Genomic DNA, 16,439 nt, shown 5'->3' on the forward strand with positions numbered 1-16,439 from the left:
ATCCGATTCAGACAGGAGTTCCAATGCCGCTCGACCCTCAGGCGCAGGCGCTGCTCGCCGCGCTCGCCCAAGCGCCCGCGATCGATTTCGATCAACTGACCGTGCCCGCGTACCGCGCGAGCCTCGCCGGCGGCAGCGCGTTCGCGCCCGGCGACGCGATTGCCGCCGAAGAGGACTGGCAGATCCCGGCACCGGGTCGTCAGTTGTCCGCTCGGCTGTATCGGCCCGATGCCGACGGGCCGTTGCCGCTGACCGTGTTTTTCCACGGCGGCGGCTTCGTCGCGTGCGGTATCGACTCGCACGCGAACCTGTGCCGCAGTCTTGCCGGACGGGCGCGCACGCTCGTGCTGTCGGTCGATTACCGGCTCGCGCCCGAAGCGCGCTTCCCGGCGGCCGCGCAGGACGCATGCGATGCCGTGCGCTGGGCAGCCGCCAGTGCGCGCGATCTCGGTGCGCGCGCCGGTGCGATCGCCGTGGCCGGCGATAGCGCCGGCGGCAACCTGGCCGCGGTCGCCGCGTTGCAGCTGCGCGGCTCGGGCATCGCGATCGCGCACCAGTTGCTGCTGTATCCGGTCGCCGATTGCGCGACCGAGCATCCGTCATACGAAGCGCTCGGTGAAGGCTATTTCCTGACGGCGGACGCGATGCGCTGGTTCAAGCGCCAGTATTTCGACGACGGCGCCGACCGCGCATCGCCGCTCGCCAGCCCGCTCGCCGTGGCGGACCTGTCGGGCGCGGCGCCGGCCACGATCGTGAGCGCGGAATTCGATCCGTTGCGCGACGAGGCCGAAGCGTACGCATTGCGTCTCGCGCAGGCCGGCACGCCGGTCTCGCTCGTGCGCTGGCCGGGCCAGCTGCACGGCTTCGCGAGCATGCTCGGCGCGGTCGACGCGGCCGATCGCGCGCTGACCTTCGGCGCCGATGCGCTGCGTCGCGCATTCGACGCGACGGAGGTGCAATGACGCTCGCCAGCACGTTGGAAATCGTCGACGAGCTTCGCGCGGGGCGGATGGTCCTGCTCGTCGACGAAGAGGATCGCGAAAACGAAGGCGACCTCGTGATCGCGGCCGATCACGTGACGCCCGACGCGATCAACTTCATGGCGCGCTTCGGGCGCGGGCTGATCTGCCTGACGCTGACCGCCGAGCGCTGCGAGCAACTGCGCCTGCCGCCGATGGCCGATCACAACGGCACGCCGTTCGGCACCGCGTTCACCGTCAGCATCGAGGCGGCCGAAGGCGTGACGACCGGCATTTCCGCGGCCGATCGCGCGCGGACGATCCGCGCGGCGGTCCGCGCAGGCGCGCGCCCCGACGATCTCGTGCAGCCCGGCCACGTGTTTCCGATCGCCGCGCGCCCGGGCGGCGTGCTGGTGCGCGCGGGGCATACCGAGGCCGGCTGCGATCTCGCGGCGCTTGCCGGGCTCACGCCCGCGTCGGTGATCTGCGAGGTGATGAACGACGACGGCACGATGGCGCGGCTGCCCGAACTGAAGACGTTCGCCGCGCATCACGGGCTGAAGATCGGCACGATCGCGGACCTGATCCATTACCGCCGCGAGCACGAGTCGCTCGTCGAACGTGTCGGCGAACGGCCGCTGCATACGCCGTGGGGCCGATTCCGCGCGATCGAATATCGCGACACCGTGCATGGCGCGCCGCATCTCGCGCTGGTGCGAGGCGAGCCCGATCCGTCGACGCCCGTGCTGACGCGCGTGCACGAATGCCACTCGTTGCTCGACCTGCTCGACGCGGAGCCGTCCGCGCATTCGTGGCCGCTGCACGCGGCGCTGCAGCGGATCGATGCGGCCGGCTGCGGCGTCGCGGTGCTGCTCGACTGCGACATGCGCGGCGACGCGATGCGAACGCCCGCCGGCCACGCACGCCGCGACGGCCGCGTGACGGGGATCGGATCGCAGATCCTGCGCGACCTCGGCGTACGGCGGCTGAACGTGCTGTCGAGCCCGTTCCGGCTGCCGGCGCTGTCGGGACACGACCTGGAAATCATGGCGTTCATCCCGCTCGGCGACGACGATCCGGAAAGCGCGCGCGCCGCCCACGCGAGCCCGCTGCGGGTGGCGTGATGGCGGGCTGACGAACGCACGCCGCAGGCCCTTTCACCGATCCACTGGTTTCCGCGTGACAGGCTATCGTTTGTTTTTATTATTTACAGTCTTGGGTTTGTATTTTGACGATACATACCATAGACTGTATTTTTCGATTACAAGCGATCGCCTGTCATTTCGCGGAGAGCCCATGGCATTCCCAGTCCAGACCTTGAGCCAGTTGCGCCCGATCCTCGTCGGCTTCCGGAAGTCGGCGGGGCTCACGCAGGCGCAACTCGCCGCCCGCCTCGGCGTGACGCAACAGTCGTACGCGCAGCTCGAAGCCAATCCGTCCGCGGTCAGCATCGAACGGCTTTTCAAGGTGCTGAACGTGCTCGGCGTTCGCCTGACGCTCGTGCCGGGCACCCCGGACGACACAACGGCGCCCGACGACACCGCGCCGGCGCTCAAGCGCGCACCGGCCGCGCGCGGCCGGTCGTCCGGCTCCTCCGGTTCGTCGGATGTGCCGGCCCGCCCGCCGGCCGCCGCGAAGGCTCCATCCGCCGCCGCGCGGAAACGGCCTGCCGCGGCGACGCCCGGCAAGTCCCGGAACCCCACGCGGGAGGACTGGTGACGATGGCCCGCCGCCCCCGCCACGACCGCCTCGACCTCTGGATGAACGGCATCCCGGTCGGATACTGGGAAGTCCGGCGCGGCGTCGAGCGCCTCGTCTATCTGCCGGCGTGGGTCGACGATCCGCAAGGCCGTCCGCTGTCGCTGTCGTTGCCGTTCACGCCGGGCAACCAGCCGCATCAGGGCGCGATCGTCGCCGATTACTTCGACAACCTGCTGCCGGACAGCCAGCCGATCCGCCGCCGCATCGCGCAGCGCTACCGGCTCGGGTCGACGGCGCCGTTCGAACTGCTCGCGTCGATCGGCCGCGATTGCGTCGGGGCGCTGCAGTTGCTGCCGCCCGACGAAACCCCGGTCGACCTCGAATCGATCGACGGCACCGCGCTCGACGACGCGGCCGTGGCCGACGTGCTGCGCCACGCGACCGCCGCGCCGCTGCCCGGCCACGCGGAGCCGGACGGCGAGCTGCGCCTCTCGATCGCCGGCGCGCAGGAAAAGACCGCGCTGCTGCGCGACGGCAAGCGCTGGCTGCTGCCGGCGGGCAGCACGCCGACCACGCATATCTTCAAGCTGCCGCTGGGGCGTGTCGGAAACATGCAGGCCGACATGCGCACGTCGGTCGAGAACGAATGGCTGTGCTCGAAGATCGTCGCCGCGTACGGCCTGCCCGTCGCCGCGTGCGACATCGGCCGGTTCGACGACCAGAAGGCGCTGATCGTCGAGCGCTTCGACCGCCGCCCGTCCCGCGACGGCACGTGGATCCTGCGGCTGCCGCAGGAGGACATGTGCCAGGCGACCGGCACGCCGTCGGGCGCCAAATACGAATCCGACGGCGGCCCGGGCATCGCGACGATCATGGGCATCCTCGCGAATTCCGCCGATGCCGCGCAGGACCGGAGGAATTTCTTCGTTACGCAGTTCGTGTTCTGGGTACTCGCGGCCATCGACGGCCACGCGAAGAATTTCAGCATCGCGCACCTGCCGGGCAACACGTATCGCAGCACGCCGCTGTACGACGTGCTGTCCGCGCATCCGATCATCGGCACGCGACGCAACCAGTTGCCGCCGCGACGTGCACGGCTCGCGATGGCCGTATGCGGGAAGAATCGCCATTACGTGATCGGCGACATCCAGCCGCGTCACTGGATCGCGCAAGGCGCGCGCGTCGGTCTGACCGAACACGACGTGCGCGCGGCCATGGCCGATGTGGCCGCGCGCACCGAGCCGGCGATCGCCGCCGTCGCGTCGCGTATTCCGGCGGATTTCCCGGCGGACGTCGCCGATGCGATCTTCGACGGGATGCGTCGTCAGGCGAGCAAGCTGAGGACGGCCGAGTAGGCGGTGCGGGCACGGCCCCGGCGGCGGGTCGTCCACGTGGACGATGCAGCCCCGCACCGACTCAGCACAATGGTCGCCGTGCCCATTCCCGACGCCCGCCCGACATGGAACCCGTCACGCTCGATACCGCATTCAGCCCGCTGCAGATCGGCCCCCTGACGCTGCGCAACCGGCTGATCAAATCCGCGACCAACGAAGGGATGACGCCGAACGGCGTGCCGTCGCGCGCGCTCGTCGGGTTTCACGAGCGCATCGCCGCAGGCGGCGCCGCGCTGACGACCGTCGCGTACTGTGCGGTCAGCGACGACGGCCGCACGTTCGTCGACCAGGCGCGGCTCGATGCGCCGACGGTCCGGCAATTCCGCGCGCTGACCGACGCGGTGCATCGTCACGGCGCGGCGGCGTCCGCGCAGATCACGCATGGCGGCTGCTTCACGTTCCTGCCGTCGCTGTCGACGAAACGGCCGTTGAGCGCATCGGGCGGCTTCAACAAGGTCGGCGTGATGAGCGGCCGTTTCCTGAAGCAGGCGATGACGCGCGACCAGATGACTGCGATCGCCGACGAATTCGCCCGGGCGGCGCGACATGCGCGCGACGCGGGCTTTGACGCGGTCGAGATCCACATGGGGCACGGATATCTGCTGAGCCAGTTTTTGTCGCCGCTGTACAACCGTCGTCGCGACGCGTACGGCGGCGATGCGCCGCGCCGCGCGGCGTTTCCCGTCGAGGTGCTGGGCCGCGTGCTCGACGCGGTCGGCCGCGATCTCGCCGTGGTCTGCAAGATCGGCGTGACCGAAGGCGTGCGCGGCGGCGGAACCGCCGACGACGCGTGCGAGATCGCGCGGCGGCTCGAGGCCGAGGGCGCGCATCTGCTCGTGCTGAGCGGCGGGATGAACGTCGAGTCGGTGTGGCAACTGTTCGGCAGCCCGCTGCCCGGCGATGCGCGCGCGAACGCCGACAACGCGATCGTGCGCGCCGCGATGGCGCTGCAGAAGCTCACCGAGCCGAAGATGGGCGCGTTTCGGGAGATGTATTTCCTAGAGCATTCGAAGCAGGTGCGTGCGGCCGTCCGGATGCCGCTCGCGTATCTCGGTGGCGTGCGTTCCCGCGAGAACGTCGCGCTGGCGATGCGCGAAGGATTCGACGCGGTGGCGCTTGCCCGCGCGCTCGTGTTCGAGCCGGATTTCGTGAACGGCCTGCATGACGGCCGGCTCGCGCAGTCGGGCTGCACGTCATGCAACCGCTGCGTCGTGTCGATGTACACGCCGGGCGGCACCGCGTGCGTGCTCAAGGCACCGAACGACCCGGCGCCGAACCGCGTGCCGGCCGTGGGCGCTTGAGGTTACGCGGCCGATCGTGCGCCTGCCGCTCAGCCGGCGTCGCGGGCGCGGGCCAACGCCGCGAGGTTCCCTTCCCCGAATCCGTGGTGCCCCTGCCGCTGCACGATCTCGAAGAAGATCTCGCCGGGCCGGCGCTTCACGAAGGTCTGGAAGAACAGGCGCGGCACGCCGTCGCTGCCGATCTCGCCGTCGACCAGCACCGCGCGGCGGCGCAGCGCATCGAGATCGACGCCGTGCCCCGGCAGCCGCGCATCGATTTCGTCGTAATAGCGCGCAGGCGGCTCGATGAATTCGACACCGTTCGCACGCAGCGCATCGACGCTCGCCAGGATGTCGTCGGTCGCGAGCGCAACGTGCTGGACGCCTTCGCCCGGGTGGTCGGGCAGATACGCGTGCATCAGCTCGGTGCGCCGCGTGCCTTCCTCGTAGACCGGAATCCGCACCGCGCCGCACGGCGACACCATCACGCGCGATTCTTCCGACACATGCCAGTGCGCGTCGATTTCATGGATTTCGCGGAAGTGCAGCAGGTCGTGATAGAAGTCCAGCCACTCGCGCATGCGCCCCGCGCCGACCGTCTGCGTGAAGTGGTCGACCTGCTGCAGGCCCGTGCCGACGCACTCGACATCGGTATGGGCAGTCGCGATGTCGATCGGCCGGAAATCGATGTCGAAGATCGAGATGTCGCCGACGCCGCCGCGCTGGCCGTCCCGCCCGCGCCAGCGGTCGACGAAATAGAGGTGCGAATCGCCGATCCCCTGAATCGCGGGAATCTTCAGCTCGCCGACCCCGATCCGCTCGCCCTCGAACGCCCACGCGCCGAGCTCGATCGCACGCTCGAACGCGCGGCGCGCGCTCGCCACGCGCAGCCCGATCGCGCAGACGCCCATCCCGTATTCCTCCGCATAGCGCGCGGCGAACGAATCGGGCTCGGCATTGATCAGGAACTGCATCTGTCCCTGCCGGTACAGCGTGACGTTCTTGCTCACATGGCGCGCGATCGCCTTGAACCCGAGTTGCTCGAAACGTTGCGCGAGCGCGTCCGGCACCGGCGCCGCGAACTCGACGAATTCGAGTCCGGCCATCCCGAGCGGATTGGCGGCCGGATCGGCAACGGGCGGCGTATCGCTGGACAGGGGGTGGGAATTGCCGGGCATTCCAGTCTCCGGAGGCATGCGGTCGATGGGATGACGCCCGGCTCGCGCGGCACGCCCGACCGATGTGACGGCCGGACATCCGCCCGATTCGGGCGAGGTTTTGATGGTCCCGATTTTAACCAGATCGTTCACGGCGGCACACCCTGGCTGAACGGGATATGGGTGCCGCGCCTAGTGCAAACCCGGAAAGCGTTCGATAATCGCACACAACTGAACGATAATCGCGCATTTTGGCCGATCGGCCAATTGCCGCCGTGCGGCGTGCGCCCTATTCTCCGTTCACTCATCGACTTCAATGCAGCATCGGACGCGGCGCCGCCACGATTCCACGATGCGCCGTGCCAGGAGACATCGCCATGACCCCAACCTTCGACACCCTCGACGCCGCTGCCGGCGCCCGCGCGCGCAGCCAGGCGCGCAAGGCCGCGATCGGCAGCTTTGTCGGCGCCGTCGTCGACTGGTACGACTTCCTGCTGTACGGGATCGTCGCCGCACTCGTCTTCAATTCCGAATTCTTTCCGAAGGTCAGCCCGACCATGGGCACCCTCGCGGCGTTCGCGACCTTCGGCGTCGGTTTCCTGTTCCGCCCGCTAGGGGGCGTCGTGTTCGGCCATTACGGCGACCGGCTCGGCCGCAAGCGGATGCTCGTGCTGACCGTCATGCTGATGGGGCTGTCGACCGTCGCGATCGGTCTGCTGCCGAGCTTCGCGACGATCGGCTGGTGGGCGCCCGTGTTGCTGGTGCTGATGCGTGCGATCCAGGGCTTCGCCGTCGGCGGCGAATGGGGCGGCGCGGCGCTGATGGCCGTCGAGAGCGCGCCGAAGCAGAAGAAGGCGTTCTACAGCAGCGGCGTGCAGGTCGGCTACGGCGTCGGCCTCGTGCTGGCGACGGGGATCGTGTCGATCCTGAGCCATACGCTCGGCGAGGCCGCGTTCAAGTCGTGGGGCTGGCGCCTGCCGTTCGTGTTCAGCATCGTGCTGGTGCTGATCGGGCTGTGGGTCCGCAAGAGCATGGACGAGTCGCAGGAGTTCGTCGAGAAGGTCGAACACGGCAACCGTAAGCTGCGCCTGCCGGTGCTGGAGGCGCTGACGCGTCATCCGAAGGCGTTCCTGCTGATCGTCGCGCTGCGGCTCGCCGAGCTGTTCACGATGTATATCGTCACCGCATTCGCGCTCAGCTATTCGACGTCGAACCTCGGCATGTCACGCGACCTGTTCCTGAACATCGGCCTGCTGGTCGGCGCGGTGAGCTGCGTGACGATCCCGTGCTTCGCGTGGCTCGCCGACCGCTTCGGCCTGCGCCGCATCTACCTGATCGGCGCGCTGATCGGTCTGGCGTCGGCGGTGCCGTTCTTCGTCGCGCTGGAATCGCGCTCGATCGCGTGGATCGTGGTCTTCTCGATCCTGCTCGCCAATGCCGCGCACGACATGGTCGTGAGCGTCCAGCAGCCGCTTTTCACCGAACTGTTCGGTGCGGAATACCGCTACAGCGGCGCGGGCGTCGGCTATCAGTTCGCGAGCGTCGTCGGCGGCGGGTTCACGCCGTTCATCGCGGTGGCGCTGGTCAGCATGGCCGGCGGTTCGTGGCACTTCGTCGCCGGCTATCTCGCGGTGGGCTGCCTGATCTCGCTGGTGGTCGCCGCGCGGATGCGGGCGGCGCAGTGATGCCATGACCGGATGGCCGGCCGCGATACGCGCCGGCCGTTTCCGCACCGGCTGCCGTCGCCGGCCGAGCAAGCGGATCGCGCCCGCCCAACGTCAAACACGGTCAATCCCGCGGGCAGAAGCCCCTTTTCCCCTCTGAACATTCCACACCACCCGCCGACCAATGGCATCATATGGGCCTACGTCAGTCACAGATACGCCCCCATATCATGTCGAATCTCATCGTCCACGGCGGCACTCCGCTGCGCGGGGACATCAAGCCGTCCGCGAACAAGAACGCCGTCCTGCCGATTCTGTGCGCCACCCTGTTGACCGATCAGCCGCTGCGCCTCGTCGGCGTGCCTGACATCACCGACGTGCGCAAGATCCTCGACATCTTCCGCACGCTCGGCAGCGACGTGTCGGTCGACTTCACGACAGGCATTCTCGATCTCCACCATCGCCACACGACGTTCGACCCGGCCGTGCACCGCCTGCCCGAGGCGATGCGCTCGTCGATCATGCTGATTCCGCCGCTGCTCGCGCGCTTCGGCGTCGCGCGCCTCGAGAACGACGTGAAGGGCTGCACGCTCGGCGTGCGCGAAATCGATCCGCACGTCGAAGTGTTCGAGCGCTTCGGCGCACACATCCAGCGCACGCCCGATTCGCTGATCGTCCGTGCCGACGGCCCGCTGACCGCCAACGATCACTGGCTCGACTACGCATCGGTGACCACCACCGAAAACTTCGCGCTGTGCGCGACGGCGGCAGGCGGCACGTCCACGCTGATGAATGCGGCGTCCGAGCCGCACGTGCAGGAGTTCTGCCAGTTCCTCGCGATGATCGGCGTCGCGATCGAAGGCATCGGCACGTCGCGCCTGTGCGTGACGGGCGGCGGCAAGCTCGGCGGCGGCGAATTCCGCTTCGCCGAGGATTTCCACGAAATCGCGACGTTCCTCGCGCTCGGCGCGATCACGGGCGGCGACATCACCGTGCGCAACTCGTCGCCGGAGCATTTCCCGCTGATCGACCGCACATTCGCGAAGTTCGGCGTGACCGTCACGCACCGCGACGGCTGGTCGCGCGCGGAACGCGACGGCCCGCTGCGCGTGCGGCGGCCGTTCACGCAAAACATCCTGACCAAGGTCGAAGCCGCGCCGTGGCCGTACCTGCCGGTCGACCTGCTGCCGATCTTCATCGCGCTCGGCGTGCGCGCGGAAGGCAGCGCGATGTTCTGGAACAAGGTCTACGACGGCGCGCTCGGCTGGTCCGGCGAACTGTCGAAGTTCGGCGCGCACGTGCTGCTGTCCGATCCGCACCGGCTGATCACGTTCGGCGGGCTGCAGTTGACGCCGGCGCGCGTCGAGAGCCCGTACATCATCCGCGTCGCGATCGCGCTGCTGATGGTGGCCGCGAGCATCGAAGGACGCTCCGAAATCATGAACGCGCTGCCGATCCGCCGCGCGCACCCGCATTTCGTCGAAAACCTGCGTTCGGTCGGGGCGAACGTCGAGTGGACGAGCAGCGAGTAACGTCGATCCGGATGCGGCGTGGGCGAAGTCCGCGCCGCGTATCCTGCCTCCCCCGCATTCACCGGACGCCCCGACAATCCGCCGCGCACCCCTGACGAACAAGGACAGCGGCCACCGGTTCCAACCGGCCGTACCGTCGCCGCCCGGCACATTCCCCCTCTTCGTCGCCCGTCGCACGTCCGTCGATCGCTTTCGCACGCTTTCGGACTGCGCGATAATCGCGCATTCCCGCGCGAACACCGCGCGCCCACCCGTGCGCCACCGACGATGAAAAAGCCCGACCTCGACCGACGCGACTGGATTGCCGGCCTCGAAAAGGGCCTGATGATCCTCGAAGCATTCGACAGCCAGCACGCGCGGATGACGCCCACCCAGGCGGCCGCCCGCACCGGTCTCACGCGCACGGCCGCGCGACGCTACCTGCTGACTCTGGAATCGCTCGGCTATGTGTACACCGACGGCAAGCTGTACGGCCTCACGCCGCGCGTGCTGCGGGTCGGCTGGTCGTACTTCGACTCGGCGCGCCTGCCGCGCACGGTCCAGCCCTATCTGCAGCAGCTGAGCGCGTCGCTGAACGAATCGGCGTACGTGAGCGTGCTCGACGGCTGGGAACTCGTATTCATCGCCCGCAACGGCGTGTCGCGCGTGATGACGACCGGCTTCGTGCTCGGCGCGCGCGTGCCCGCCCCGCTGACGTCGCCGGGCGTCGTGCTGCTCGCGCATCATCCGGATCGCGAGGCCGTCCGCGCGTGGCTCGACGCCACCGAGCTCGCGCCCTTCACGCCGCACACCATCACCAACAAGGCACGCCTGCTCGAACAGGTCGACCACGCGCGCGACGCGGGCTTCGCGGTGATCGAGCAGCAACTGCAGGTCGGCGTGCGCGGCATCGCGGTGCCGCTGAAGAACCGTCACGGCGAACTCGTCGCCGCGCTGAGCACGAACATGCCGATCGGTGCGGAGTCGACCGACGCGGCCGTGCGGCGCGTGCTGCCGCATCTGCAGGAAGCCGCGCTCGCGATGCTGAACGTGCTTTAGGAATTCGCGCAAGCGGGCGCACGACGCCCGTCCGGCAGGTCACCCGATCCGCCACCACCTCGGCAACAGATCGCGCACCTCGCGCCGCCGGTAACGATCGTCGATCAGATGCACGACGCCCTCGTCGTGTTCGGTGCGGATGACGCGCCCGGCCGCCTGCACGACCTTCTGCAGGCCGGGGTACAAATACATGTAGTCGTATCCGTTGCCGAAACGCGCATCCATCGCGCGCCGCATCTGTTCGTTGACGTCGTTGACCTGCGGCAGCCCGAGCGTCGCGATGAACGCGCCGATCAGCCGCTCGCCGACGAGATCCACGCCCTCCGAGAACGCCCCGCCCAGCACCGCGAAGCCGACCCCACGCCCGCCCGCGTCGAAGCGCGCGAGAAACGCGTCGCGCTCGCTTTCGGCCATGCCGGGCGCCTGGGCCCATACGGGCACGTCCGGGTGCCGCGTCCGCATCAGCGCGACGACGCGCCCGAGATAGTCGAAGCTGCTGAGAAAACCGAGGTAGTTGCCGGGCCGCGTCGCATATTGCGTGGCGATCAGGTCCACGATCGGTTCGAGCGAACGGTCGCGGTCGCGCCAGCGCGTCGACACGTGGCTCGCGACACGCACGGTCAGTTGCTCGGCACGGAACGGTCCGTCGACGTCGAGCCAGCCCGTGTCGGCCGGCAGTCCGAGCGTGTCGCGATAGAAATGAAACGGGCTCAGCGTGCCGGAAAACAGCACGGTCGCGCGCGCGGCTTCGTAGCGCGACGCGAGAAAGCCGGCCGGAATCACGTTGCGCACGCACAGCGTCGACTGGATGCGGCGCCGGCGCGCGGCCGGCGCGACGCCGTCGAGCCCGGACTGGCGCGGCAGCGGCTCGCCGTGCAGCGTCGCGTCGAAGATCGACGCGCTGTCGAACGCGTCGGCGAGCACACCGAACTGGATCGCCTCGAAATGAAAACGCAACAGCGCATCGCCGTTCGCACGCGGCGCATCGGTCAGGTGTTCGCCGATCGCCGCGACGAGGTTCTGCACGGCCGTCACGATCGGCCCCGGAATCTCCGGATACGCCGCATAGCGCTCGGCCTGTGCGCGATTGAGCGTGCCCCACGCGCGCGCGAGCCGGTCGAACGCCTTGCGCAGCGCCGTGGGCGCCGCTTCGCGCGCGGCCGCGAACGCGAACGGGTCGAGCGATGCGCTGTACATCTTGCGGGCGCGATCGAGCAGGTTGTGCGCCTCGTCGACGAGCACGCCGACGCGCCACTGGTTCTGCAGCGCGAGCGTATGCAGCATCGCGCTGCCGTCGTAGTAGTAGTTGTAGTCACCGATCATCATGTCCGACCAGCGCGCAAGCTCCTGCGCGAGGTAGTACGGACAGACGTCATGCGCGAGGGCCGCCTCGCGCACGGTATCGCGATCGAGCAGCCCGGCGCCGATCGCCGCGTCGCGCGCCGCCGGCAACCGATCGTAGAAGCCTTGCGCGAGCGGGCACGATTCACCGTGACACGCGCGATCCGGATGCTCGCACGCCTTGTCGCGCGCGACGAGCTCCAGCACGCGCAGCGGCAGCGCCGGCGTGCCGGCGCCGAGCGTAGTCGCCGCTTCGAGCGCGAGCGCCCGGCCGGGCGTCTTCGCGGTCAGGAAGAACACGTGATCGAGCTCGCCCTCGCCGCATGCCTTCAGCAGCGGGAACACCGTGCCGAGCGTCTTGCCGATGCCGGTCGGCGCCTGCGCCATCAGGCAGCGTTCGTCGCGCGCCGCGCGATAGACGGACACGGCCAGCTCGCGCTGACCGCTGCGGAATTGCCCGTGCGGGAACGTCAACGCGCGCAGCGCCGTATCGCGCGCCGCGCGATGCGCGGTCTCGCGCTCGGCCCAGCCGACGAAGCACGCGCACTGTTCGGCGAAGAACGCGGCGAGCGCACTTGCGCCGAGCGTCTCCGTCAGCACGGTCTCGCGCTCCGACACGATGTCGAAATACACGAGCGCGACGTCGATTTCCGCGAGGCCGCGTGCGTCGCACATCAGGTGCGCATAGACCTTCGCCTGCGCCCAGTGCAGCGCGCGATGATTGGCCGGCATCGCGTCGAGGCTGCCGCGATAGGTCTTGATCTCCTCGAGCCGGTTCGCGACGGGATCGTAGCCGTCCGCGCGCCCGCGCACGGTGAGCGTGCCCCACGTGCCGGTCAGCGGAATCTCGGTTTCGTAGCGTGCGCCGCGCTTCGACGTGACGGCGCCGTGACCCGCGATGCCTTCGAGCGCGGTCGGCGCGGGCGTGAAGCGCAAGTCGAGATCGCCGCGCCGCGCGGTGAACTCGCACATCGCCCGCACCGCGACGACATAGCTCATGCGGACAACCCCGCCGCCTCGTCCTGCGGGACGCCCGCGCTCGCCCATTCGACATCGACGACGCGCACCGGCATGCCGTGCGCGATGCAGTACGCGAGCCAGCGCGTCTGGTTGTCCTGCAGCCGGTCGCCGGGCCCCTTCACCTCGATCAGTTCATAGCGCCGCTCGCCGGGCCAGAAACGGACGAGGTCGGGCAGCCCCGAGCGATTGCCGCGGATATCCGCGAGCAGGCGCGTGAACCACAGCCGCAGGTGCTCGGCCGGCAGGCATGCCAGCGCCTCGTCGAGCAGTTCGTCGGTCAGCACGCCCCAGAACACGAACGGCGATTGCAGCCCCATCTTCGTCGCGTAGTGCCGACGGATCGTGTCGCGGTACGCACCCGAATCGAGTTGCGCGAAACACGCGGCGAATGCGGCGGTGCGGCGTACCGCGAAATCGGGCGCGTGCAGGTCGGCCGGGCCGCGCTGAAACGGGTGAAAGAACGCGCCGGGCACGGCCGCGAACACGGGCTCCCAGCACAGCAACCCGAACAGCGAATTGATCAGCGTGTTCTCGACGTAGTGAACCGGCGCGTCGGGCTGCGCCAGGTAGTCGCGCACCGTGTATTCGACGCTGACGAACGCTTCAGGGCGCGCAAGCACGAGCGTTTCGCGCGGCACGTCCGGCGCGCTGCCCGCGCGTTCAACCCGCTGCCCGAGACGGCGCTGCAGGCGCGGCAGCATCCGCTCGACGCGCTGACGCTCCTCGTCGCTCTCGAAGCCGCCACGCGCCTCGAGTGCCAGCGCGAGCGCATCGTCGTCGCGTCCGCAGCGTTCGAGCACGCGAATGCGCCGGTGCCGGCTGCCCGGCCACGCGCTGCGCGCATATGCGTCGAGCGCGGCGGTCCAGTCGGCGCGCCGCTCGCAGGTCTGCCCGAGCGTGAACAGCAGCTTCGCGCGGCGCGTCGCGAGCCACGGCTGCACGCAGCCGACCGCGTCGATCGCCTGCAGCAGCGCGTCGAACGGCAGGTCGTCGGGCCACGCATCGAGTGCTTCGCGGCAGGTCTGCAGCGCAAGATACGTCTCGATGTCGTCGCGCTGCTGGAACGCGCGCGACGACGGCGCGAACGGCACGCTTTCGTACTGGAACACGCCGAGATCGGCGAGCACGAATTCGCTCCAGTCCTGATGAAGATTGCCGAAGAACATCAACCGCAGCCGGTCGCACAGCGCGCCGACCGTCACGCGCAGCACGCGATCGTCGGCCTGCGCGCACCATGCGTCGAGCGGCTGCGCCACGTCATGCGCGGGCCGCAGCCGCTCAAGCCAGTCGGGTTTGCGCTCGCCCGCGTGCGCGGCGAGCGACGGGAATACCTTCAGGAGGTCGGCCTTGGTCGACAGCGCGAACAGCTCGTCGAGCGTGAGCGCGGGCGCCGGATCGACCCAGCCGAGTTCGACGAGCGGCGCGGCGGCGTCGAGCGTGCTGCCGATCTCGTCGTACACGAGCTTGCTCGCGCGGAAGTCGGACCCGCTGCGCATCAGCATCCGCACGAGCAACGCGCGCGACGCTTTTGGCAACTGCGCGAAATCCCGAAGGAACGCGTGTTCGCGCGCATCGAGCAGGTCGTCGTAGCGCTCGCCGAGCCAGGCCAGCGCGCGTTCGAAATTGGTCAGGTAGTAAAACGCCGGGGGCGTCGGCGATGCAGGCGTCACGGGGATCGATCACTGTACGTTTGTACAGGTCGGAATCATATCAAATGTGACGAAAAATACCGCATGCCGCGCCGCGCACGGCTGCCCCCGCCGGTCCGGATCAGAACTGGTAATTCACCGACATGTCGAACACGCCATTCGTCGACTGCTGCGTGACCGGGCTGCGCCGCGCGCGGCCGACGAGCTGTTCGATCGCGCCGTCCATCGTCACGAACCAGTGCTTGTCGATGAACCAGACCATCGTCACGCCCGCGCCGAACGACTTCATCCCCGCGCCCGACGAATAGGTCGGCAGCCCCGAACGGGCGGACGCCCCCGCATTCACGCCGAACCAGCTGTTCATGTAGCGCGAATCGGCGAACGACACCGTCGGCCCGGCGAACCAGAAGAAGTGTTCGTTGCTGCCCGGCATCGGCATGTACGCGGAGAAATCGCCGACCCAGCCGTTCGAGCCGCCGATGCTGCGCCGGACATCCGCGCGCAGCACGAGCGGAAATTCCTTCGAGATCACGTAATCGGCCGCGAGCTTCATCACCGGCGCCGCGTTGATGTTGTCGAGCCCGTTCAGGTGGTCGAGGTCGTCGGCCGAGCGGCGCCCGAGGTCATAGCCGACCGACAGGCTCACTCGCCAGTTGGGCCCGCGCAGCACGTTCGCGCCGAGCCCCTCGCCCGTGGACAGGAAGAACAGGTCGCGATAGCGCACGTCGACATTCGGGCCGCCCATCACGCGGTAGCGGTCGGAACCCGCGTAGCGCGGCTGGAGCGTCATCGCCGCGCCGACGCTGACCTGCCACGTCGGGACCGTCGGACTGAACAGTTTCTGCAGCGGAACGCCCGCCGAGTATTGCCATTCGCCGAGCGGCGAAGGCGTCTGCCCCGACGCGTCGCGCGCACCCGCCGCTGCGAGCGCGGCGAAGGCCGACAGGCCGGACACGAACCGGCGAGCGCCGGGCGACAACAACGGGCGGGCAACGGTCATCAAGGCGGTCTCCGTCGGTTGCATGAAACGAACCTGAGGGAAAGCGCGTCGCATCCCGATCGGCTGCAGCGGCAGGCAGCCGACGGCGCGAACGTAGCGTGCGCTGAATAGTGAACATCCTACGCGACGCGCGCGTAGCCGCAAAGCGCCCGTTGAGCACGGGCACTTTGCCGGTTTCCGGTACGAACGGGCGCAGGATTGCGGAATCAGAAACGCTCGACGTGATAGTCGCCGGCCAGCGCGGCCGGACTGCGCTTCGCCATCATGCGCGAGAAGCCGTCGGCGAGACGCCCGAGCGCGAGCTGCTTCTGGCTCGCGTCCCAGTGCGTGTAGGTGTCGTAGGCCGTGTCGTCGAACGACACGGTGACGGCAACCGGGCGCCCGCTCGCGCGAAAACCGATATGCAGCACGCCGCCCGGCAACTCCTCGATGTGATAGCGCAGCGAACGCGACTCGAAATAGCGGCCCAGAACCTGGGCGATCGCGCGCTTGTCGGGCGATTGCACGTGAATGTCCATGATGGTCCTCCTTTCAGTGATCGCGCGGCCGGCCGTGGTTGGCTGCGCCCGCCCGGCATTCGCATCGGCGGCGGCTGCGACGGCGGATCGCCTTGCGGCAGCCCCGGGGGCACGGGCGGATCGAACGGATCGTCGTGCTCGGGCAGCGCCGGGTCGGGATCGACGTCGGGCGTCGGCTCGGGTCGG

Annotated in this window: 13 protein-coding genes; 8 read left to right on the forward strand and 5 right to left on the reverse strand. The window is 68.9% G+C overall.

The annotated features are described in order from the left end of the window. The first annotated feature begins 23 nt into the window (after positions 1-23). From HWX22_RS09865 to HWX22_RS09885, 5 genes are all read left to right on the forward strand, one after another. Positions 24-962 carry an alpha/beta hydrolase gene (locus HWX22_RS09865; RefSeq protein ID WP_175915536.1) on the forward strand — a complete coding sequence of 313 codons (939 nt, stop codon included), beginning with the start codon at positions 24-26 and terminating at the stop codon, positions 960-962. Beyond that, a complete protein-coding gene (gene ribBA / locus HWX22_RS09870) occupies positions 959-2,083 on the forward strand; it encodes a bifunctional 3,4-dihydroxy-2-butanone-4-phosphate synthase/GTP cyclohydrolase II (RefSeq protein WP_175915537.1) in 1,125 nt (374 codons plus the stop codon). The genes HWX22_RS09865 and ribBA overlap by 4 nt, the downstream gene beginning before the upstream one ends. A gap of 172 nt (positions 2,084-2,255) precedes the next feature. After that, a complete protein-coding gene (locus tag HWX22_RS09875; RefSeq protein WP_059819071.1) occupies positions 2,256-2,678 on the forward strand; it encodes a helix-turn-helix transcriptional regulator in 423 nt (140 codons plus the stop codon). 2 nt (positions 2,679-2,680) lie between these two features. Then, positions 2,681-4,015, forward strand: coding sequence for a type II toxin-antitoxin system HipA family toxin (locus HWX22_RS09880; RefSeq protein ID WP_175915538.1), 1,335 nt, complete (start codon positions 2,681-2,683; stop codon positions 4,013-4,015). Positions 4,016-4,119: 104 nt separating this feature from the next. Then, positions 4,120-5,355: an NADH:flavin oxidoreductase gene (locus HWX22_RS09885; RefSeq protein ID WP_175915539.1), complete on the forward strand. Its 1,236-nt coding sequence runs from the start codon at positions 4,120-4,122 to the stop codon at positions 5,353-5,355. 29 nt (positions 5,356-5,384) lie between these two features. On the opposite strand, the gene HWX22_RS09890 is transcribed toward HWX22_RS09885, so the two are convergent. After that, a complete protein-coding gene (locus HWX22_RS09890; RefSeq protein ID WP_175906975.1) occupies positions 5,385-6,512 on the reverse strand; it encodes a VOC family protein in 1,128 nt (375 codons plus the stop codon). A 356-nt stretch (positions 6,513-6,868) separates the two neighbouring features. Between HWX22_RS09890 and shiA the strand changes: the two genes are divergently transcribed. The 3 genes from shiA to HWX22_RS09905 all read left to right on the forward strand — a co-directional run bounded on the left by shiA (position 6,869) and on the right by HWX22_RS09905 (position 10,725). After that, entirely contained in the window at positions 6,869-8,176 is a 1,308-nt protein-coding gene (gene shiA / locus HWX22_RS09895; RefSeq protein WP_175906976.1) for a shikimate transporter, read from the forward strand. A gap of 209 nt (positions 8,177-8,385) precedes the next feature. Further along, positions 8,386-9,687 carry a UDP-N-acetylglucosamine 1-carboxyvinyltransferase gene (locus HWX22_RS09900; RefSeq protein ID WP_175906977.1) on the forward strand — a complete coding sequence of 434 codons (1,302 nt, stop codon included), beginning with the start codon at positions 8,386-8,388 and terminating at the stop codon, positions 9,685-9,687. A 267-nt stretch (positions 9,688-9,954) separates the two neighbouring features. Continuing rightward, positions 9,955-10,725, forward strand: coding sequence for an IclR family transcriptional regulator C-terminal domain-containing protein (locus tag HWX22_RS09905; RefSeq protein ID WP_175915540.1), 771 nt, complete (start codon positions 9,955-9,957; stop codon positions 10,723-10,725). 39 nt (positions 10,726-10,764) lie between these two features. Here HWX22_RS09905 and HWX22_RS09910 read toward each other — a convergent pair whose 3' ends face one another. The 4 genes from HWX22_RS09910 to HWX22_RS09925 form a co-directional block, all read right to left on the reverse strand. Then, complete coding sequence (locus HWX22_RS09910; RefSeq protein ID WP_175915541.1) at positions 10,765-13,065, reverse strand: ATP-dependent DNA helicase; 2,301 nt, start codon at positions 13,063-13,065, stop codon at positions 10,765-10,767. Continuing rightward, positions 13,062-14,756 (reverse strand): VRR-NUC domain-containing protein, encoded by a 1,695-nt coding sequence (locus HWX22_RS09915; RefSeq protein WP_175906981.1) that lies wholly within the window; start codon positions 14,754-14,756, stop codon positions 13,062-13,064. The genes HWX22_RS09910 and HWX22_RS09915 overlap by 4 nt, the downstream gene beginning before the upstream one ends. A 100-nt stretch (positions 14,757-14,856) precedes the next feature. After that, positions 14,857-15,735: a MipA/OmpV family protein gene (locus tag HWX22_RS09920; protein ID WP_175915542.1), complete on the reverse strand. Its 879-nt coding sequence runs from the start codon at positions 15,733-15,735 to the stop codon at positions 14,857-14,859. Positions 15,736-15,941: 206 nt separating this feature from the next. Next, entirely contained in the window at positions 15,942-16,253 is a 312-nt protein-coding gene (locus HWX22_RS09925) for a hypothetical protein (protein ID WP_044843100.1), read from the reverse strand. Between the last annotated feature and the right edge of the window lie 186 nt (positions 16,254-16,439).

Origin of the sequence: Burkholderia sp. BCC1638 (genome assembly GCF_902833195.1) — a bacterium.
Classification (GTDB): domain Bacteria; phylum Pseudomonadota; class Gammaproteobacteria; order Burkholderiales; family Burkholderiaceae; genus Burkholderia; species Burkholderia diffusa.

What these genes read in the sequence shown, in the direction of transcription:
- HWX22_RS09890 (WP_175906975.1), bottom strand. Translation starts at nt 6,512, where the DNA reads ATGCCCGGCAATTCCCACCCCCTGTCCAGCGATACGCCGCCCGTTGCC.
- HWX22_RS09900 (WP_175906977.1), top strand. Translation starts at nt 8,386, where the DNA reads ATGTCGAATCTCATCGTCCACGGCGGCACTCCGCTGCGCGGGGACATC.
- HWX22_RS09925 (WP_044843100.1), bottom strand. Translation starts at nt 16,253, where the DNA reads ATGGACATTCACGTGCAATCGCCCGACAAGCGCGCGATCGCCCAGGTT.
- shiA (WP_175906976.1), top strand. Translation starts at nt 6,869, where the DNA reads ATGACCCCAACCTTCGACACCCTCGACGCCGCTGCCGGCGCCCGCGCG.
- HWX22_RS09920 (WP_175915542.1), bottom strand. Translation starts at nt 15,735, where the DNA reads ATGACCGTTGCCCGCCCGTTGTTGTCGCCCGGCGCTCGCCGGTTCGTG.
- ribBA (WP_175915537.1), top strand. Translation starts at nt 959, where the DNA reads ATGACGCTCGCCAGCACGTTGGAAATCGTCGACGAGCTTCGCGCGGGG.
- HWX22_RS09880 (WP_175915538.1), top strand. Translation starts at nt 2,681, where the DNA reads ATGGCCCGCCGCCCCCGCCACGACCGCCTCGACCTCTGGATGAACGGC.
- HWX22_RS09905 (WP_175915540.1), top strand. Translation starts at nt 9,955, where the DNA reads ATGAAAAAGCCCGACCTCGACCGACGCGACTGGATTGCCGGCCTCGAA.
- HWX22_RS09865 (WP_175915536.1), top strand. Translation starts at nt 24, where the DNA reads ATGCCGCTCGACCCTCAGGCGCAGGCGCTGCTCGCCGCGCTCGCCCAA.
- HWX22_RS09885 (WP_175915539.1), top strand. Translation starts at nt 4,120, where the DNA reads ATGGAACCCGTCACGCTCGATACCGCATTCAGCCCGCTGCAGATCGGC.
- HWX22_RS09910 (WP_175915541.1), bottom strand. Translation starts at nt 13,065, where the DNA reads ATGAGCTATGTCGTCGCGGTGCGGGCGATGTGCGAGTTCACCGCGCGG.
- HWX22_RS09875 (WP_059819071.1), top strand. Translation starts at nt 2,256, where the DNA reads ATGGCATTCCCAGTCCAGACCTTGAGCCAGTTGCGCCCGATCCTCGTC.